At 33.6% G+C, this 19,681-nt stretch carries 23 protein-coding genes; 19 read left to right on the top strand and 4 right to left on the bottom strand.

Going from position 1 to position 19,681, the window contains the following annotated elements:
• Window positions 1-61: 61 nt before the first annotated feature.
• Window positions 62-1,924, bottom strand: coding sequence for an ABC-F family ATP-binding cassette domain-containing protein (locus BKM63_RS01040; RefSeq protein WP_071634830.1), 1,863 nt, complete (start codon window positions 1,922-1,924; stop codon window positions 62-64).
• A gap of 222 nt (window positions 1,925-2,146) precedes the next feature.
• Between BKM63_RS01040 and BKM63_RS01035 the strand changes: the two genes are divergently transcribed.
• Both BKM63_RS01035 and BKM63_RS01030 read left to right on the top strand, forming a co-directional pair.
• On the top strand, window positions 2,147-2,578 hold the full coding sequence (locus BKM63_RS01035; RefSeq protein ID WP_071634829.1) for a DUF6326 family protein: 432 nt from the start codon (window positions 2,147-2,149) through the stop codon (window positions 2,576-2,578).
• 18 nt (window positions 2,579-2,596) lie between these two features.
• Window positions 2,597-3,286, top strand: coding sequence for a DUF4386 domain-containing protein (locus BKM63_RS01030; RefSeq protein ID WP_071634828.1), 690 nt, complete (start codon window positions 2,597-2,599; stop codon window positions 3,284-3,286).
• On the opposite strand, the gene BKM63_RS01025 is transcribed toward BKM63_RS01030, so the two are convergent.
• The gene (locus BKM63_RS01025; RefSeq protein ID WP_071634827.1) at window positions 3,273-4,241 is read right to left on the bottom strand and encodes a hypothetical protein; all 969 of its coding nucleotides are present in this window, start codon (window positions 4,239-4,241) and stop codon (window positions 3,273-3,275) included. The genes BKM63_RS01030 and BKM63_RS01025 overlap by 14 nt on opposite strands.
• 126 nt (window positions 4,242-4,367) lie before the next feature.
• On the opposite strand from BKM63_RS01025, the gene BKM63_RS01020 reads away from it, so the two are divergent.
• Complete coding sequence (locus BKM63_RS01020; RefSeq protein WP_083572152.1) at window positions 4,368-5,780, top strand: undecaprenyl-phosphate glucose phosphotransferase; 1,413 nt, start codon at window positions 4,368-4,370, stop codon at window positions 5,778-5,780.
• Between the two features lie 3 nt (window positions 5,781-5,783).
• Here the strand turns inward: BKM63_RS01020 and BKM63_RS01015 are convergent, their stop codons facing one another.
• Entirely contained in the window at window positions 5,784-6,518 is a 735-nt protein-coding gene (locus BKM63_RS01015; protein ID WP_071634826.1) for a tyrosine-protein phosphatase, read from the bottom strand.
• 128 nt (window positions 6,519-6,646) lie between these two features.
• Between BKM63_RS01015 and BKM63_RS01010 the strand changes: the two genes are divergently transcribed.
• Window positions 6,647-7,834 (top strand): DUF5009 domain-containing protein, encoded by a 1,188-nt coding sequence (locus tag BKM63_RS01010; RefSeq protein WP_071634825.1) that lies wholly within the window; start codon window positions 6,647-6,649, stop codon window positions 7,832-7,834.
• A gap of 90 nt (window positions 7,835-7,924) precedes the next feature.
• On the opposite strand, the gene BKM63_RS01005 is transcribed toward BKM63_RS01010, so the two are convergent.
• Window positions 7,925-8,506: a hypothetical protein gene (locus BKM63_RS01005; RefSeq protein ID WP_071634824.1), complete on the bottom strand. Its 582-nt coding sequence runs from the start codon at window positions 8,504-8,506 to the stop codon at window positions 7,925-7,927.
• A 118-nt stretch (window positions 8,507-8,624) separates the two neighbouring features.
• Here BKM63_RS01005 and BKM63_RS01000 point away from each other — a divergent pair, with 118 nt between their 5' ends.
• From BKM63_RS01000 to BKM63_RS00930, 15 genes are all read left to right on the top strand, one after another.
• Window positions 8,625-9,803, top strand: coding sequence for a hypothetical protein (locus tag BKM63_RS01000; protein WP_242661074.1), 1,179 nt, complete (start codon window positions 8,625-8,627; stop codon window positions 9,801-9,803).
• 30 nt (window positions 9,804-9,833) lie between these two features.
• Window positions 9,834-10,997, top strand: a complete 1,164-nt coding sequence (locus tag BKM63_RS00995; RefSeq protein ID WP_071634823.1) for a glycosyltransferase family 2 protein — start codon at window positions 9,834-9,836, stop codon at window positions 10,995-10,997.
• Between the two features lie 84 nt (window positions 10,998-11,081).
• On the top strand, window positions 11,082-12,419 hold the full coding sequence (locus BKM63_RS00990; protein ID WP_071634822.1) for a dihydrolipoamide acetyltransferase family protein: 1,338 nt from the start codon (window positions 11,082-11,084) through the stop codon (window positions 12,417-12,419).
• Window positions 12,420-12,637: 218 nt separating this feature from the next.
• Entirely contained in the window at window positions 12,638-13,408 is a 771-nt protein-coding gene (locus BKM63_RS00985; RefSeq protein ID WP_071634821.1) for a 3'-5' exonuclease, read from the top strand.
• Window positions 13,409-13,501: 93 nt separating this feature from the next.
• Window positions 13,502-14,113 carry a fumarylacetoacetate hydrolase family protein gene (locus BKM63_RS00980; RefSeq protein WP_071634820.1) on the top strand — a complete coding sequence of 204 codons (612 nt, stop codon included), beginning with the start codon at window positions 13,502-13,504 and terminating at the stop codon, window positions 14,111-14,113.
• The gene (locus tag BKM63_RS00975; RefSeq protein ID WP_012026948.1) at window positions 14,113-14,457 is read left to right on the top strand and encodes an Hpt domain-containing protein; all 345 of its coding nucleotides are present in this window, start codon (window positions 14,113-14,115) and stop codon (window positions 14,455-14,457) included. The genes BKM63_RS00980 and BKM63_RS00975 overlap by 1 nt, the downstream gene beginning before the upstream one ends.
• 176 nt (window positions 14,458-14,633) lie before the next feature.
• Entirely contained in the window at window positions 14,634-15,887 is a 1,254-nt protein-coding gene (locus tag BKM63_RS00970; RefSeq protein WP_071634819.1) for a CinA family nicotinamide mononucleotide deamidase-related protein, read from the top strand.
• A 71-nt stretch (window positions 15,888-15,958) separates the two neighbouring features.
• Entirely contained in the window at window positions 15,959-16,195 is a 237-nt protein-coding gene (gene rpmB / locus BKM63_RS00965) for a 50S ribosomal protein L28 (RefSeq protein ID WP_008468080.1), read from the top strand.
• Window positions 16,196-16,222: 27 nt separating this feature from the next.
• A complete protein-coding gene (gene rpmG / locus BKM63_RS00960) occupies window positions 16,223-16,405 on the top strand; it encodes a 50S ribosomal protein L33 (protein WP_008253902.1) in 183 nt (60 codons plus the stop codon).
• A gap of 77 nt (window positions 16,406-16,482) precedes the next feature.
• Window positions 16,483-16,635 carry a DUF4295 domain-containing protein gene (locus tag BKM63_RS00955; RefSeq protein ID WP_071634818.1) on the top strand — a complete coding sequence of 51 codons (153 nt, stop codon included), beginning with the start codon at window positions 16,483-16,485 and terminating at the stop codon, window positions 16,633-16,635.
• 269 nt (window positions 16,636-16,904) lie between these two features.
• A complete protein-coding gene (gene ftsY / locus BKM63_RS00950) occupies window positions 16,905-17,858 on the top strand; it encodes a signal recognition particle-docking protein FtsY (protein ID WP_071634817.1) in 954 nt (317 codons plus the stop codon).
• 6 nt (window positions 17,859-17,864) lie between these two features.
• Complete coding sequence (locus BKM63_RS00945; RefSeq protein ID WP_071634816.1) at window positions 17,865-18,044, top strand: hypothetical protein; 180 nt, start codon at window positions 17,865-17,867, stop codon at window positions 18,042-18,044.
• 19 nt (window positions 18,045-18,063) lie between these two features.
• Window positions 18,064-18,672, top strand: a complete 609-nt coding sequence (locus tag BKM63_RS00940; RefSeq protein WP_071634815.1) for a Zn-dependent protease — start codon at window positions 18,064-18,066, stop codon at window positions 18,670-18,672.
• Window positions 18,673-18,880: 208 nt separating this feature from the next.
• Window positions 18,881-19,321, top strand: coding sequence for a hypothetical protein (locus BKM63_RS00935; protein ID WP_071634814.1), 441 nt, complete (start codon window positions 18,881-18,883; stop codon window positions 19,319-19,321).
• A complete protein-coding gene (locus BKM63_RS00930) occupies window positions 19,302-19,598 on the top strand; it encodes a DUF721 domain-containing protein (protein ID WP_071634813.1) in 297 nt (98 codons plus the stop codon). The genes BKM63_RS00935 and BKM63_RS00930 overlap by 20 nt, the downstream gene beginning before the upstream one ends.
• Window positions 19,599-19,681 lie beyond the last annotated feature (83 nt).

Here is a 19,681-nt window from a genome sequence, read left to right as displayed (position 1 = left end):
TACTTTTAATCGAAAATAGAAAACTGAGACTGAAACTGAAAACTGAGACTAAAAACTGAAATTATCCCTCAATTTTAGCCGAAAGTTCAAACCAGCGTTCTTCTTTTGCGTCTATTTTATTTATGATATTTTGCAGTTCATTTGCTTTTTTCTCGATATCAGCATCGGCAACTTTTCCGTCAGAGAATAATTGTTCGATTTTAGTTTTTTCGATTTCTAAATCTTTAATTTCCCTTTCTATTTTTTGATATTCTTTTTGCTCGTTAAAGCTTAGATTTCCAGTTGGATTATTTTGTTTCCAGTCTTTCTTTTCGGCTTTATTTTCTTCTTTCTGAGCTACATCGGCACTGTCTTCATAAGCACGGAAATCAGAATAGTTTCCTGGAAAATTCTCGATTTCTCCGTTTCCTCTAAAAACGAATAAATGATCGACAATTTTGTCCATAAAATAACGGTCGTGTGAAACTACCAATAAGCATCCAGGATAATCTAAAAGGAAACTCTCGAGTACGTTAAGTGTTACAATATCCAAATCGTTTGTAGGCTCATCGAGAATCAAAAAGTTCGGGTTTTGAATTAAAACGGTACATAAATACAAACGTTTTAATTCGCCTCCGCTTAATTTTTCAACATAATCGTATTGTTTTTTTGCATCAAAAAGAAAACGCTCCAACAATTGCGACGCCGAAATGATTTTTCCCTTTGCAAGCGGAATATATTCTCCGTATTCTTTAATAATATCAATAACACGCTGTCCCGGTTTCGGATTAATTCCAGATTGTGTATAATAACCAATTTTAATCGTATCTCCTTTAACAACGCGCCCGTTATCTGGCGGAATTGTTCCGGTAAGCAGATTTAAGAAAGTAGATTTTCCAGTTCCGTTTTTACCAATAATTCCAATTCGTTCGCCACGCTGAAAATCAAAACTAAAATTGTCCAGAATAACTTTGTCTTTGAATTTCTTAGAAAGTTTGTGAAGCTCAATAATTTTGCTTCCCATTCTTTCCATGTTAATTTCAAGCTCTACTTTGTTTTCTTTTCGTCGGCTTTGTGCTTTTTCCTTAATTACATAAAAGTCATCCTGACGCGATTTCGATTTGGTTGTTCTCGCTTTTGGCTGGCGGCGCATCCATTCTAATTCCTTTACGAATAAGTTTTTGGCTTTGTCAATACTTGAGTTTTCAGAAGTAATTCGCTCTTCTTTTTTCTCTAAATAATACGAGTAATTTCCTTTGTATTGGTATAATTTTCCGTTGTCTAATTCGATAATTTCGTTGCACACACGCTCCAGAAAGAAACGGTCGTGCGTTACCATAAACAAAGTGATGTTTTCTTTGGCAAAATAACTTTCAAGCCATTCGATCATTTCAAGATCTAAATGGTTGGTCGGCTCATCGAGAATCAATAAATCAGGACGATTAATTAAGATGATAGCTAGTGAAAGACGCTTTTTTTGCCCTCCCGAAAGATTTTTTACTTTAAGTTTAAAGTCTTCCAGTTTTAACTTAAAAAGAATTTGCTTGTACTGCGTTTCAAAATCCCACGCATTGTGCTGATCCATTCCGTCAAAAGCCTTTTGGTATGCTTCTTCATCATCTGGATTTTCTAATGCTTTTTCGTAAGCTTCAATAATTTTAAGCGTTTCATTATCAGATGCGAAAATGCTTTCTTCAATGGTAAGCTCATCTTGTAAATTATTGTCTTGTGAAAGAAACGCCATTCTGATTCCTTTTCTCAAAACAACTTGTCCGGTATCCGGCTCATCCAAACCATTTATGATGCTCATAATGGTCGTTTTTCCTGAACCATTTTTGGCAATAAAAGCGATTTTTTGGTCTTTGTTGATTCCAAAAGAAATGTTGTCAAAAAGGACTCTTTCGCCAAATGACTTTGATATATTTTCTACAGATAAGTAATTCATGAAGATTTCTAACTGAAAAATCAGTTTTTATTAATTAAAAATTCTAATAAGATTTCGCAAAGATAGGTTTTTGGATGAGAGAAAAAAAACGAACCCTTTTCGAGCTGTTTTTTCCTGATTAACAGAAAAGAGAATTAATGTTTGTACAATAAAATGAATTGTAAACCAATTGTAACATTTTAAGATATTCTTCGACATATTTAAGAATTTAATTCCTTAGATATGAGAACACAAGAGAAAAATAATGAAAGCTTTGAAGATTTTAAAGTAAATACCAAAATAAAACTTTCAGCATTATGGACTTCTGTTATGTTTTGTTATATATACGGAGATTATTTTTCGCTTTATGTGCCTAAAAAAGTTCAGGATTTTATAAGCGGTGAAACGCTTCTTGATTCGCCCGTAAAACTATTTCTTGCCACAGTTTTGATGGCCATTCCGGCTTTAATGATTTTTGCATCGGTTATTCTGGAACCCAAAATAAACAGATGGCTCAATATTATTTTCGGAATTATTTATACAGCTATAATGCTCCTGATTGCTTTTACGACCGTATCGCTTTGGTGGAGTTTTTATGTTTTTCTGGCATTCATAGAAAGTATACTTACGGCCGCAATTGTTTGGTATGCGATTAAATGGCCGAGACAAGTTTAAATTAAAAGATAAAAAAACATGACTGAAGAATCAAAAATTTCGTTTAGAAATACAGGAAGACTTGCTGGTTTATTATATTTAGTAGTTGTAATAACCGGAATTTTTAGTTTAGGATATGTTCCTTCAAAATTAATTGTTTGGGATAATCCATCAGCGACTTTTACTAATATCATAAACGCTGAGTTCCTTTTTAGGCTTGGTATTGTGGGTGGTTTAATTTGTTATACTTTCTTTTTGTTTCTGCCTTTGGTTTTATACAAACTGCTTAAATCTTTCCAAAAAACCTATGCCCTATACATGGTCGTCCTGGCTATTGTAAGCGTGCCGATTTCTTTTCTAAACATGCTGAATAAATTTGCGGCACTTTCTATTATCAATTCCGGCGAACAGCACAAAGACGATGTAATGTTTTATTTGAATCAATATGATTTCGGAAATTTAATTGTTCAGGTTTTCTGGGGGCTTTGGTTGTTCCCTTTTGGATATTTGGTTTTTAAATCCGGAATAATTCCCAAATTCTTAGGCATTTTATTAATGTTGGGATGTTTTAGTTATTTGATTAATTTCTTCGGAAATGCATTATTTTCAAATTATGCCCAACTCGGAATATCTTCGTACGTGCGGCTTCCTGCAAGCCTTGGCGAAATTGGAACCTGCTTGTGGCTTTTGATAATGGGAGCCAGAAACAAAAATATTATTGTCGATTAAGATATTGGCTTAAAATCAAACTCAAATTTAAATAATGAATTTGCTGCGGCGTATTCAAAATTGGTTTTCTTACTAAGGATTCATTGGTAATGAAATAATGTAGTCCATCTTTTGAGGTGATCCCTTCTATTTGGTGAAAAGGAAGTTTAAGGTCAATTTTTCGTTTATTGCCTGATAAGAAATCATTGTTTTTAAAATCGTATAAAAGATATAAAAATGTTTTTCCGGTTTTTGAATAACCGCAAAGAACAACAATTTTCTTTTCTTCAAGATAGAAGGCACCCGTTACCAAACCTTTTGTGTCTAATGTACCTTTTAATTGAGCGATATGATTTCCGGGTTGATTTGGTAAAACATAAATATTAGTTTGAGATGATCTCCATTGCTTGGTAAATAAATAAATGCTGTCTCTGGAAACAATAAAAGCCTCACAGTCAAAATTGGCTGTATTGGGTTTTTGTGCCGAAAAATCGGCTTGATCAGAGTATTTAAATAAAATTTTCTCCACAATAGGGTTGTCTTCCAGGAATGACTTTTTTTCGATTTTTAAGATATTTAAATCTGTTCTGTTGCCGTGTGCATTATTGCCAAAATCTCCAATATATAGGAAAGAACTATCTTGTGAAATCTCTTCCCAATCGTGATTTGTAACTTCATCAAGAACAATTTTCTTTTTAATTTTTCCTAATGAATCCAATCCGTAAATAGTTTTATCGTGATCGTCATTATGCGTCCATAATAAATTATCAAACGCGATTAAGCCTGAAGTTTCTTTTATAGAATCACTTAGTTTTATCGAGTATTCAGGTTTTATTTTCAGGCTTTTATAAACACAGCTTCCGTCGTTTTGTGCCGCATTTGGATTGTAGTTTTTAGAAAGCGGATCTGTACAGCCAGAAATTTGTGCCTGGGTAGAAAGGATGGATAAAAGAAAAAATAATAGGATCCGCAGCATTTGTTCAACTTTAAATTTTAGTTAAGGTAAAAGTAAATTTTAAAAGAATAGAAAAAATAAGATTTTTAATATAATTAAAATGTTAATTTGCAGCCGCAAGTTTAAGATTTAAGTTGAACCTCAAATATGAAAATTTTAGAAGAGTTATCACGTTTTAGAATGTCCCGTTATTTCAAGCTGTTATTTGTTTGCTGGGATGTGATTTTGTTAAATACTGCGATAGTTCTTTCGGCTTTGGCCAGATTTGGAAGTTTAGACGAGCTTTTGATAAAAGAAGAAAAAACAGTTTCGCTGCTGGCCAATTTAATTTGGGTAGGTTTGCTTTTAAATAAGGATTCTTACCGAATGATTAGAATAGAACGTATAGAGTCGATATTGGCACGAACCATTAGAAAACTTCTTATACATGCTTCTTTGGTTTCTATTTTTGTTGTTTATTTAAAATTCGCAGATATTTCAAGGCTTCGCTTGCTGTATTTTTACTTTTTCTTCTTTGTTATATTGTTGATTTCACGTTATATATCAATGAAACTTCTAAAAGAAATCAGGTCAAAAGGCTATAATTTTAGAAAAATAATTATCGTGGGAGCCAATGAAACGGGCGAAAGAATGCGAAAGATTCTGGCCAAAGATTTGACTTACGGGTATAAATTTTTAGGTTTTTTTGATGAAAAAGGGGATTCTGTTTTTTCAGATCAGATTCTGGGGGGCTTTGATGAAATTGAGGATTTTATTATAAAGCAAGAAGTCGATGAAATGTATGTTGCCCTGCACATAGATAATATCCAAATTATAAATAAACTCGTGAAAATTTGCGATCAAAATATGGTTAGGATAAAATTTATTCCCGATTTTCAACTGTATACAAAATCAAGTAAAGTCGAAATTACTTTTTATGAAAATACTCCGGTATTAATGCTTCGCCGCGAGCCATTAGAATTTGCTGTAAACAAACTGATCAAAAAAGCATTTGATGTCTGCTTTTCGGCTCTCGTAATTTTATTGATTTTCCCGTGGCTGTTTCCAATTGTTATGCTGCTTATTAAAGTAGAATCGCCTGGTCCGGTTTTCTTTAAACAAAAACGGGCAGGACGTGACAACAGGCCTTTTATGTGTCTGAAATTTAGAAGTATGCACATTAATGATCTCGCAGATAACAAACAAGCCGGAAAAGGAGATAGCCGTATCACCAAGTTTGGCGCTTTTATGCGCAAAACGAGTATAGACGAACTGCCTCAATTTTTTAATGTTTTCTGGGGGGATATGTCGGTTGTTGGGCCAAGACCTCACATGGTAAATCTGGCAAAAGAATACAGCGAATTGATTAATAACTACTTAGTGCGTCAATTTGCAAAACCCGGAATAACCGGCTGGGCACAAGTAAATGGTTATCGCGGCGAAACAAAAGAACTTATAGATATGGAAAATAGAGTAGAGTATGATATTTGGTATATCGAAAACTGGAGTTTACTTCTTGATATTAAAATAATTGTACGAACAGTAATTAACATACTTAAAGGCGAAGAAAATGCCTATTAGGTTTTAAAATTTAAAAAACTGATTGTTGGCAATAACTTCTTTTAAATTAGTTTCGTCTATTTTAATTTTTTGATGTAAAGATTCAATGTGGTTGTTATGATGGACATCCGTTCCGGTAAAATCATACATTCCCTTTTTTAGTAAAAGTTCGGCAGTTTTAGAGATTTCGCCTCCATAGTACCCAACCACGGCTAATAAATTGAGTTGAAATAAACAGCCTGCTTTTTTTAATTTTTCGTATTCAGTAAAATTTTTGTGAAAATACAAATACCTCTCCGGATGCGCCAAAACAGGAATATAGCCGGCAAGTTGTATATCAAAAATGATTTTATATAAATTGAATGGAGGACTTAAATAAGAGATTTCAACTAAAATATAATTGTCCTTTAAGGTTAAAAGATTTTTGGTTTTTAGATGATTTTCAAACCAGTCATCTATAAAATATTCGGCAGCAGCTTTAAACGGAAGATTGATGTTTTCTTCTTTCAATAAAAACTGTGTTTCACTTAATTTACTCAAAATATCCTGCTCAGAATTGTTCCAGACATAATGACTGATATGCGGCGTGGTAACAAACTGGGAAATTCCCAAGTCCTGAAACTCCTTTGCTAATTTTGCTGTTTTTTTAATGGTCTTGGCGCCATCGTCAATTCCGGGAAGCAAATGCGAATGAATATCGACATAATCCCCCGCCAAAAGATCTTTTAAAAATGGTTTTGATTTAAAGAATGATAACATGCGTGCAAAAGTAAAGAATTGATCTTGTTTTTATTTAACGTGGTAAAAGATTACTTCAAAATAAAAAAATGTAACAATGTAACCAGCTTTTTATAATTATGTTATATTTGATAAAAAAGTAATATTTTATGAAAATTAAAGAGAATTTATATAATCAAAGGATTATTTCGATTGACGCTTTACGCGGAATTACCATTTTTGTAATGATATTTGTAAATGAATTGGCAAGTATCCAAAATGTGCCCCAGTGGATGAAACACATGCCTGCAGATGCTGATGCTATGACCTTTGTAGATTTAGTTTTTCCTGCTTTTTTGTTTATAGTTGGAATGTCAGTTCCGTTTGCTTTTAATGCCAGATTAATAAAAGGCGACACTCCAAAAGTAATCTGGACACATACCTTAAAACGTGCGTTGGCCTTAATAATAATTGGAGTTTATATGGTAAACGCCGAATACGGTTACGATGCTTCAAAAATGATAATTGCTCCTGCTTTTTGGGGACTTTTGGCTTACTCCATGCCCATTCCTATCTGGAATAAATATCCGAAAGACTTTTCAGTTTTATTAAAATACATACTTCAATATGGCGGTATGCTGGTTTTAATAGCGCTTTATTTTTTATACGTTCAGGAAGAAACCGGCGAAATAGGAATCACGCCAAAATGGTGGGGAATTCTGGGTTTAATTGGCTGGGCTTATCTTATTTCTGTAATTTATTACTGGCTGGTTTCGGGAAGATTATGGGCAATGATCGCTTTTCTTGTAGTTTGTGTAATTGCAAATACAGCTAATTTAACAGAAGGTTTGGTTTTGCCGGAATGGTTAGGTTTTATTGCAGGGCATTTAACTCATGCGTCATTAGTTGCTTCCGGAATTATAATTTCTTTATTGTTTTTTGATCGAAAAATCGAAAATAAAATCAATTGGCCGGTAATAGGATTTATCGTTTTGTTTTTTGCCGTTGGATTTTTTCTTCGTCCCTATTTCGGAATTTCAAAAATACATGGAACTCCATCCTGGACAATGTTATCAGCCGGAATTTGTACAGTTCTATTTTACTTTTTGTATTGGCTGATGGAAGTTAAAAAACAAACCAAATGGAGTGATTTTTTTATGCCTGCAGCGGCGAATCCGCTTTTGATTTATATTTTGCCGGGCGTTATTTACTATTTCTGTAAAGCTTTTAATATTCATATCATTCCGGGATATTTTAGAGAAGGCGTTCCTGGAATTCTCTGGGCATTAGTATTCTCGATCATCATGCTGTATGTCATGAAAATTTTTAACAGATTTAAAATTCAATTGCATTTATAATAGTCTCAATTTTCAGCTGCAGTTTTCAGTTAAATGCACTGCAGGTTGTAACAGTAAACTGTAACTGCGACTGAAGACTGTGACTGATCACTATTCAATAACAACAGATTTTATTTCCAAAAAAGCTCCTGAAACCGGATTGTAATTCACGAAATTAAACTTGCAGAGATTATGGATGTTTAGTGTTTTTCCGTTTGGATTTCCATCTTGTTTGAAAGCTGTCCATGGAATTTTTATTGTTGAGAATTTTTTAGCCGAAACAGGTAAATCAACTCTTGGATGCGAACCGCCGTGAACACATCCTGTTCCGTCTGCGTTTCCTTCTCGTGCCTGTAATTTTATAAGATGCGATGATTTGTAGGTAATGCTGAGGTATTTTGAATATTTGGATAAATTTACTGGTTTGCCATCATTAGAATCTGATTCTTTAACCATGACATTCAGTTCGATTTCTCCAGTCGGATTATCTTTAGCAGTAATTTTTATTACACCTTTTTCCTTTCGAATTAAATTAATCGTTTCCTTGTTTTCGTTGGCTGGACCGGCAATATACCAGGTAGAAATTTTTACAAGATCAATATTTGCATTTAAAAGTTGCTCTGCAGAAGCGAAGCTTAACGACGCAAACAGAAAAATAAGAAAACCAATTAAAGAGAATGAGGCTGCTTTCATTGAAAAGGAAGTTTTGTTCAATTCAAAGATAGATTTTTCTTTTTTATTAATTTAAAAGAACGTCTATTCTGAATAAAATTTTAAATTTGTAAGAAGTTGTTTCTGAAAAGCTTATGTTATGAAAAATGTAAAATTTCGATATATTTTATTTTTCTTTTTTCTAGTGCACATCAGCTATTGCCAGAACGATTCTGTTTCAACTAATAAAAGAGATATTCTGGATGTTTTGATTAAACTTTTTCATAAAAACGACACTTTAAGAAAAAATCAGGATAAAAAAATTGCATTTTCTTTACTTCCGGTTCCTATAGATGCTAATAAAAATGCGGGTTTGGTAGTTTCATTTTTAACCTCTTTTTATCTTGGCGATACGAATTCGACAAAAATGTCTCAGATTACCTTTTCGCCCTATTTTAGTTTTACCAAGCAGTATGTTTTTCCAATTCAATCCTATATTTATACAAAAGACAATCACTGGAATCTTATCGGCGATTATCGTTATATGATTTATCCTCAGGATACTTACGGGCTGGGTGGTCATAATACAGATAAAATGTCGACTTTAGATTATCAGCAATGGCGTTTTTACCAATTTGCCACCCGAAAAATAATAGGCAATTACAGAATGGGATTAGGGTTGTTGTTTGATAATTATCAAAATATTTCTGAAGACTCCTATATTGATGACGAAACAGATTATTTTAAATATATGAATGGAGATTTTTCAGACGAAACTTCTTTTGGGGTTGCCATTCAGGGGCTTTATGATTCGAGGGAAAACAACGTAAATCCAGAACAAGGTTTATATGTCGAAGCAGATTATCGTATAAATACCAGTGGTGTTGATGGCAGAAAATGGAATTCTATTTATTTTGATGCCCGAAAATACCATTCTTTCCATAAATACAAACATCGGGTTTTGGCCTACAGAGCTTTTTATTGGTCTACTTTTGGAGGAAAACCTCATTACTTAGACCTGCCGAGTATTGGCTGGGACCGCGACGGAAAAACCGGACGAGGTTTTACCCGAAACAGATTCCGCAGTAATGCGCTTATTTATTTTGAAGCCGAATATCGAACCGATATTTCAAAAAACGGATTCTGGGGCGCAGTATTTTTCAGCAATATTTCTTCGGTTTCAAAGCTGGATACTTATGATTTTAAAAGATGGAATCCAGCCATTGGAACAGGATTGCGCATTAAATGGAATAAAAAAAATAACAGTAATCTTGTTCTCGATTACGGAATTAGTAAAAACGACTGGTCTTTGCGGTTAGGTTTGGCCGAAAATTTCTAACTTCCCCAAAAATCAATTTCCAATTTTTTCATGCAATTATCGATTGTCATCCTTAATTATAATGTGCGTTACTTTCTGGAACAATGCGTTTTAAGTGTTCAGGAAGCAATTGTTGGGCTTGATGCCGAAATTATTGTGATTGATAATAATTCGTCTGACGACAGTTGTCTGATGATGAAAACTAGATTTCCAGAAGTAAAACTCATTCAAAATCCAAATAATTTTGGCTTCCCAAAAGGAAATAATATCGGCGTTCAACAAGCAAATGGAAAATATATCTGCATTTTAAATCCTGATACAATTGTTGCCCACGATACTTTTACAAAGATTTTGGCTTTCGCCGAAGGAAAACAGGATCTTGGAATCATTGGCTGTAAATTAATTGACGGAACAGGGAATTTTCTTCCCGAGAGTAAACGAGGCATTCCAACGCCCTGGGTTGCTTTTACCAAAATCTTCGGGTTGTACAAAGTATTTCCAAAATCCAGACTTTTTAACCGGTATTATGCTCAGCATTTAAATGAAAACCAAACTGGTGAAGTAGAGATTCTGGTGGGGGCATTTATGTTTTTGAAAAAAGATTTGTATCAAACATTAAATGGTTTTGATGAAAACTGTTTTATGTATGCAGATGATATTGATTTATCTTATCGTGCACTGTTGCTGCAAAAAGAGAACTATTATTTTCACGAAACCACTGTTTTGCATTACAAAGGAGAAAGTACGGTTAAGGATCAACTATATATGAAAAGATTTCAGGATGCAATGAATTTTTTCTACCAAAAACATTTCAGGAAATCATGGTTTTTTAGTTTTTTTATTCAGGCAGGAACCTGGTTTTTTTCTTTTGTGAAAATGTTTCAGGGAAAACCAAAAGAGAAACCATTGCCGGAAAGTTATTTTTTTTACTCCAAAAATGAGAATTTGTCGGAAAAATTGGCTTCGATTTTAGAAAATAAAGTTAGTTTTTTAGAATTCAAAAAAGAAAAAATGGTAAATTCGTGCCTGATTTTAAAGGGTAAAAAGACAGAGATAATTTTGGATAATCAGTATGTTTCATTCAAAAAATGTATCAATATCATAGAAACTCTTAAAGATAAGAACATTACTTTTAAGATTTTCCCCAAAAACACCAATTTTATTATTGGAAGTAATTCAAGAAATGACAGGGGGCAAATCGTGAAAATTGAGTAAAAAATTATATTAAGTGTAATTTATATTTAAAAATTTCAGTAATTTCGCAATCTGAAAATCAAAATCACCCTTTAGAATAACAATATGGCAAGATTTGAATTAAAGCTTCCTAAAATGGGAGAGAGCGTCGCTGAAGCAACCATTACAAACTGGTTGAAAGAAGTTGGAGACAAAATTGAAGCTGATGAAGCTGTACTCGAAATCGCAACTGATAAAGTTGATAGTGAAGTGCCTAGCGAAGTATCAGGAATTTTAGTTGAGCAATTATTTGGCAAAGATGATTTAGTTCAGGTTGGGCAGACTATTGCAATTATCGAAACAGAAGGTGATGCGCCCCAGGCAGATGCAAGTCAGGCTGTAGAAGCTGAAGCACCTGCAGAAGCTGCCGTAATCGAGCAGACAATAGAAACCGTAAAAGAAGATATTTTGGCTCCTCAGGATTTTGCAGGATCTGATAAATTCTTTTCTCCTTTAGTAAAAAATATTGCAAAAGAAGAAGGTGTTTCTGTAGCTGAACTAGATAATATTCAGGGTTCAGGAAAAGACGGCCGAGTAACAAAAGACGATATCTTAAAATATATTGAAGACCGCAAATCTGGTGTTGTTCAAGCATCAAAAGCAGTTCAAGAAACTCCAAAAGCTGTAGTTCAGGCTCCAAAGGTAGAGCCAGTGGTTCAAAAAAGCCAGCAGGCAGTTCCTGTTTCTGTAAATGGTGGTGATGAAATTATTGAAATGGACAGAATGCGTAAGCTGATTTCAGGTTATATGACAGCTTCTGTACAGACTTCGGCTCACGTACAATCGTTTATTGAAGTTGATGTAACAAACATTGTAAAATGGAGAGATAAAGTTAAAACGGCTTTTGAAAAAAGAGAAGGCGAGAAGCTGACTTTTACACCAATTATGATGGAGGCAGTTGCAAAAGCTTTAAAAGATTTCCCGGGAATGAATATCTCTGTTGATGGTGATTATATCATTAAAAAGAAGAATATCAACTTAGGAATGGCGGCTGCATTACCAAACGGAAATTTAATTGTTCCTGTAATTAAAAATGCAGATCAGTTAAACCTGGTTGGAATGGCAAAAGCGGTGAACGATTTAGGAAACCGTGCTAAAGCAGGAAAATTGAAACCAGACGATACACAAGGCGGAACTTATACAGTTACGAATGTGGGAACTTTTGGAAGCGTTTTTGGAACACCAATTATCAATCAGCCTCAAGTTGGAATTTTAGCACTTGGAGCGATTCGTAAGGTGCCTGCTGTAATTGAAACTCCGGAAGGTGATTTCATCGGAATCCGTCAAAAAATGTTCTTGTCTCACTCTTATGATCACAGAGTTGTAGATGGTGCATTAGGAGGAAGTTTTGTAAAAAGAGTAGCAGAATATTTAGAAGCTTTTGATGTAGACAGAGATTTCTAATCGATTCATAAATAAATTCAAAAAACCGGAAATTTTAAAAAGTTTCCGGTTTTTTCGTTTGCAGTAAAAATCTAAAAAATAATTTCCTGCAATATTGTTTTGGAGTGATTTTAAACGTTAAAATCGGAAATTTAGACTTATTTTGAACAAAAAAAGTAAAATTAGGGGCGGAAAATTCGGCTTTAAAAATTACATTTGTAATCTTATAAAAATTAAAAATGGAATTAAAACTTAACAAACCAATCTGCTTTTTTGATCTTGAAACAACTGGAATTGATATTGGTAAAGATCGAATTGTAGAGATTTCGATTTTTAAAGTTTTCCCAAACGGAAATAAAGAAAGTAAAACCTGGCTGGTTAATCCAACAATTCCAATTCCTCCGCAAACTACAGCTGTTCATGGTATTACAGATGAAAAAGTAGCTAATGAGCCCACTTTTACAGAATTGGCGCCTCTTATTCATAATATGATTAAAGACAGTGATTTGGGAGGATTTAATTCAGATCGTTTTGATATTCCTTTACTGGCAGAAGAACTGCTTCGTGCCGGAGTTGATTTTGATATGAAAAATAAGGTTTCTGTAGATGTTCAGACTATTTTTCATAAAATGGAAGAGCGAACATTAAGTGCAGCTTTGAAATTCTACTGCGGAAAAAGTCTTGAAAATGCGCACTCTGCAGAAGCAGATACAATGGCAACTTACGAAATTTTAAAAGCACAGTTAGATCGTTATCCGGAACTGGAAAACGATATGAAATCATTGTCTGAATTCACTACCCGTAAAAAAATCGCCGATTTTGCCGGAATGATTGCTTTTGATAAAGATGACGAAGAGATTTTTACTTTTGGAAAACACAAAGGTGCAAAAGTTGAAAAAGTGTTAGAAGCAGAACCGGGTTATTTCAGCTGGATTCAGAACGCCGATTTTCCGCTATATACAAAGAAAGTTTTGACAGGAATTAAGTTAAGAAAATTAAACACAAAATAAAGGTACTGAGTTTCTAAGGTTCTAAGGTGCTAAGTTTTTTTGCATAGCTTTCTTAGTGCCTTAGAACCTTAGAATCTTAGAACCTTAGAAAAAATGAAAATCATCTGCATCGGTAGAAATTATACCAATCATATCGAAGAATTAAAAAATGAACGCCCGGACGAGCCTGTCGTTTTTATGAAGCCGGATTCAGCGGTTTTATTGAAACAGCATCCGTTTGTAATTCCTGAATTTTCACAGGAAGTTCATCACGAATTAGAAATAATTGTGAAAATTAATAAAGTCGGAAAATATATTGACCCAAAATTTGCGCACAAATATTATGAAGAGATTAGTGTAGGTATTGATTTTACTGCCAGAGATTTACAAGATAAATTAAAAGCAAAAGGACTGCCTTGGGAAAAAGCAAAAGCATTTGATGGTTCTGCGGTAATTGGAGATTTTTTACCAAAAAGTGATTTTGTTTCGCTAGAAAATCTTACGTTTGAGCTCAAAAATAATGCAGAAACAGTTCAAAAAGGAAATACAAGCTTTATGCTTTGGAAGATAGATGAACTGGTTTCTTATGTATCGCAGTTTTTTACATTAAAAATCGGAGATATTATTTTTACAGGAACACCGGCAGGTGTTGCATCGGTTAAGCCTAATGATATTTTAGAAGGCTTTTTAGAAGATAAAAAATTATTCAGAATACAAGTAAAATAATGGCTTTAAAGTACAACCTTTCGAAAGTGTATGCACTTTCAGATAATGACCCTGAATTTGTAAACGAAATTCTAAAATTATTTGTTACGGAAGTTCCTGAAGATTTAAAACAAATCAAAGAAGGAATTAAAAAAAAGGATCATAAATATGCTTATTCTTATGCGCATAAAATTAAACCTACGTTAGATTTAATGGGCTTGAACGTTGCTTTTGAAGAAATTCTGCAGGTTGAAGCCTGGACAAAAGCAGAAGGGAAGAAAAAAGATATTATCGAGACTTTTAAAAGTATAAAAGTGCAGGTAAAAGATGCAATTAAAGAAATCAAAAAAGATTTTGATTTGTAAAAATTAAGCTCCCTTGTTTGTTTAGTAAAAAACAAGGGGGATTATTCTTCTCTTTATTTTTAGGCTTTATTTCGTGAATATAAGGAAGTATCTTTTATTTCCCTGCTTCAAATCATTTCCGCAATCCTACTTCATAATAGACTTACTAATACTGTAAGTAAAAATATTTTATTGATATGAAAGCAACAATAGTTACCATTGGAGATGAAATTTTAATTGGTCAAATTGTAGACACAAATTCTAATTTTATAGCAAAAGAGCTGGATCGAATTGGTGTTGAAACTTATGAAATGATTTCAATAAGTGATGATAAACAGCATATTTTAAACACATTTGCCCAATTACAAAACAAAGTTGATGTTGTAATTGTAACCGGAGGTCTGGGGCCCACAAAAGATGATGTGACTAAAAAAACATTCTGCGATTACTTTGATGATGAGCTGGTGGTGAATCCGGAAGTTTTGGCACACGTTACTGAATTAATTGAAGGGTTTTACAAAAGGCCAATTTCACAATTGAATAAAGATCAGGCACTTGTTCCGTCAAAATGTACCGTTTTACACAACAAAATGGGAACTGCTCCGGGTATGTGGATGAAAAAAGAAAATACCGTGTTTGTTTCTCTGCCGGGAGTTCCGTACGAAATGAAATATCTGGTCGAAAATGAGATAATTCCCAAAATTGTAAAAGAATATAAGCGTCCGTATATCATTCATAAAACCATTTTAACCTATGGTCAGGGCGAGAGTTTAGTTGCAGAACGTATTGAAACGTGGGAAAACAATCTGCCGGAATTTATTAAGCTTGCCTATCTGCCAAATCCCGGAAGAGTTCGTCTGCGTTTAACAGCTCGAGGAGCTAATAAAGAGGAGCTGGAAAAAGCAATCGAAGAAAACGTGCAGTCATTAGATGCTATAATTCATGATATTATAGTTGGTTATGAAGAAAATGAAACGATTGAGTCTGTGGTAGGGAAACTGCTTGCTAAACAAAATAAAACTATTTCGACAGCCGAAAGTTTTACCGGAGGTAAAATTGCATCGCTAATTTCGGCTATTCCCGGAGCTTCAAAATATTTTAAAGGAAGTGTTGTTTCGTATGCAACTGAAGCGAAAGTGAATGTTCTTGGGGTTTCGCAGGATTTAGTCGACGAATTTTCGGTGGTAAGTGCACAGGTTGCATCGGCTATGGCTTTGAATGTGAAAGCGATACTCAAAACTGACTATGCAATTGCGACAACCGGCAACGCCGGACCATTAAAAGGAGACTCAAATGCTGAGATTGGTGCTGTTTTTATCGCTTTGGCTACACCGGAGGGAGTAATAGTCGAAGAATTTAACTTTGGCCAACCACGTGAAAAAGTGATAGATAGAGCGACGATTAAGAGTTTAGAAATATTACAAAAAGAAATTTTAAAAATTGTGCAATAATTTTTTGCTACAATGGTTTATTTTTCTTTTCTTTGCACCCTGATTTTGAATAACGATAAAAGATAAGTATAATGTCAAGAGTTTGTGACCTTACAGGTAAAAGAGCGATGGTAGGAAATAACGTTTCTCACGCTATGAACAAAACTAAGAGAAAGTTTTCTGTAAACTTAGTTAAAAAGCGTTTTTATCTTCCAGAAGAAGATAGATGGATTACTCTTAGAGTAGCAGCATCTACGATAAAAACAATTAATAAAAATGGAATCACTGCTGTTTTGAAAAAAGCGCAGTCAGAAGGATTTATCAAATAATCTTTTCCTAAATAAATATATAGCAAGATGGCAAAGAAAGGTAATAGAATCCAAGTAATTTTAGAATGTACTGAGCACAAGACTTCTGGTGTTCCAGGAACTTCTAGATATATTACAACTAAGAACAAAAAAAATACTCCAGACAGATTAGAGATTAAAAAATTTAATCCAATCTTGAAACGTGTAACTGTTCACAAAGAAATTAAGTAATAATTAGAGATTTTTGTAAATCTCAAATGGTTTTGCCATTTAGAGTTTTATAAAAAACTTCAAATAACATTTGAATCATGGCAAAGAAAACCGTAGCATCGTTACAAACATCTTCTAAGAGATTATCAAAAGCCATCAAAATGGTAAAATCTCCTAAAACTGGTGCATATACATTCGTAGAATCTATTATGGCTCCTGAAGAAGTTGATAATTTCTTGAAAAAGAAATAATTACATTTACAATATATAGAAAAGCTACTTTCATTCGGAAGTAGCTTTTTTATTTTTTATATTTGTTTAAAATTTTGTAGAAACCAAACAATTTGTGTTTTTTTTAAACATTTGTTCCCGCCATACTCTTTATCTTTACCTGTCTAAAGAAGCCAGGCAAAGGATATCGATCCTGTCGGGGTTAAAATTAAACACAGAGGACATTCTATAAACATCAGGATTGTTTCTAAATTCTTAAGAACCAGTCTAAAACTAACAATAAATAAAAAATGAGTTTTTTTAAAAAATTATTCTCTACCGAAAAAAAAGAGACTTTAGATAAAGGTCTTGAAAAAACAAAAACTACTTTTTTCTCTAAGTTAAGCAAAGCTGTTGCAGGAAAATCTAAAGTCGATGACGATGTTTTAGATAATCTTGAAGAAGTTTTGGTAGCTTCTGATGTTGGGGTAAATACAACGTTGAAAATTATCCAAAGAATCGAAAAACGTGTAGCCGAAGATAAATATTTAGGAACAGAAGAACTAAACCAGATTCTTCGCGATGAAATTGGCGGATTATTATCTGAAACCAATACAGGTGAGGCAACTGAATTTGATATTCCTAAGGATAAAAAGCCCTATGTTTTAATGGTGGTTGGAGTTAATGGAGTTGGAAAAACTACCACGATTGGTAAATTGGCTTATCAGTTTAAAAAAGCGGGTTATAAAGTGGTTTTAGGAGCTGCTGATACCTTTCGTGCCGCTGCAATTGATCAACTGCAAGTGTGGGCAGATCGTGTAGATGTACCAATCGTAAGACAAAATATGGGAAGTGACCCTGCTTCTGTAGCGTTTGATACTTTGCAATCTGCTGTGGCTCAAAATGCAGATGTGGTTATTATTGATACTGCAGGACGTCTGCATAATAAAATCAATTTGATGAACGAGCTTTCAAAAGTAAAACGTGTAATGCAAAAGGTTGTTGCCGATGCACCGCACGATGTACTTTTGGTTTTAGACGGTTCTACTGGGCAAAATGCTTTTGAACAGGCAAAACAATTTACTGCAGCAACAGAGGTAACTTCATTGGCAGTTACAAAATTAGACGGAACAGCAAAAGGCGGTGTTGTAATTGGTATTTCAGATCAGTTTCAAATTCCTGTAAAATATATTGGTGTCGGCGAAGGAATTGAAGATTTACAAGTCTTTAATAAATATGAATTCGTTGATAGTTTCTTTAAATAATTTATAATGAGTTTTTCTTCTTTAAAAAATATACCGGCTGTTGCTTTTTATTTTGCCAGCGTTATATGTTTTGTTCTAGCGAATGTTTTAAGAGACAGCAGTCTTTCTTTTTATTATGTTTTATTAGTGCTTGGAATTGGTTTCTTCTTTATGGGGGTTCTTAAAAGACTGCGCACTAAACAATAAAATATTTGCATTTTTGATTATGAAATACTCTTTTCTTGTTTTTCTCTTTATCATAATTTCTTGTACAAATGGAAAAAAAGAAAGCAGCAATACAATTCAAAAAACAAATCAAAAAGTAATAGTTATCCAGCCTTTGGGTAATTTTAAAACTGAGCAGGCCAATAAGGTTCTGACTGAAATAAAAACTATAAATTCAAATGTAGTTTTAAGGCCTAGTATCTCGTTTCCTGAAAATTCATTTTATAAACCAAGAAATAGATATCGTGCTGATAGTATTATTAAAAGTCTTAAAAATAATATTGGCAGGGATTCTGTAATTGTGGGATTGTCAAATCAGGATATCAGTACAACGTATAAAGGAATTAAAGATTGGGGCGTCATGGGTTTAGGATATAATCCAGGTAAAGCTTGTGTAGTTTCTGATTTTAGATTGTCTTTAAAGAATAAAAATCAGCAGTTTTATAAACTTGTGCTTCATGAATTAGGCCATACGGCAGGTCTGCCTCATTGTGCCATAAAAAGTTGTTTAATGCGAGATGCCAAAGGTGGAAATCCGCTGGACGAAGAAAAAGAATTTTGTCCAGATTGTAAAAGTTTTCTAATCAAAGAAGGCTGGCAGTTGATTTAAAAAGTTTTCTCTGCAATATTAAATTAAATTCTTCGTAGTTAATAAATGGTACTTTAATTTTATAAGTTTACCTTTGTAATTCACTAAATTTCTATTGAAAACGGGAGTCCTAGCCCTGATGGGAGCGGCATTCTTTTTCTGGCTTCTTTAGCCGGGAAAAGATAAAGCGGACAGCAGGATCAGCTCCTTACTAATATTATAAATTATTATGAAAAACACTTTTATGATTTTGGTTTTATCGCTTTTGTTTGTAAGCTGTAAACAGGAAATAAAACCGGCAGATGTTGCAAAGTTAAATGGTTATTGGGAAATTGAAAAAGTGGTTTTTGATAAAGGTGAGGAGAAAGCATACGGAATGAATGAAAACTTTGATTTTTTTAAAATTAAAGGTACGAAGGGAACGCGTACGAAAGTTATGGCCCAGCTGGACGGAACTTTTTTAACAACAGATACTTTTGAAAATGTTTCAGTTCGATTTACCGATAAAGGAACTTTTCTGGATTACAATACTGATTATGCAAAATGGAGTGAGGAACTGATTTCGATTTCGGATGAACAGTTTGTGGTAAAAAATGATCAGAATAAGGAATATTATTATAAAAAAGCAGGACCAATAAATATTTTAAACGATGGCAAAAAGACTAAATAACGAAAGTACGATTGGGGCTGTTTTGCAACAGATCATTCAGGTGAATAAATTACAGCCGGGAATGGATCAAATTGATGTAAAAGAGGCTTGGAGACAATTAATGGGGAATGGTGTGAATACATACACCAGAAACGTTGTTTTAAAAGGGAGTACGCTTTATGTTGAACTTGGCTCAGCCGTTTTAAGAGAAGAATTAAGCCACGGAAAATCTAAAATCGTTAAAATGATTAATGAAGAATTAGGGCGTGAGGTTGTGAAGGATGTGGTATTGAGATAGAATTTCTTAGATTTTAGGCTAGCTTAGACTTCTTAGATTGTTATATAATAGCAGAGACCTAATCTATATAATAAAAAACCCGT

It is taken from the genome of Flavobacterium johnsoniae (assembly GCF_001879205.1).
Classification (GTDB): Bacteria; Bacteroidota; Bacteroidia; order Flavobacteriales; family Flavobacteriaceae; genus Flavobacterium; species Flavobacterium johnsoniae_A.
Note: the sequence above shows the minus strand (reverse complement) of the source record. Positions and strands in the feature narration are given on the sequence as shown.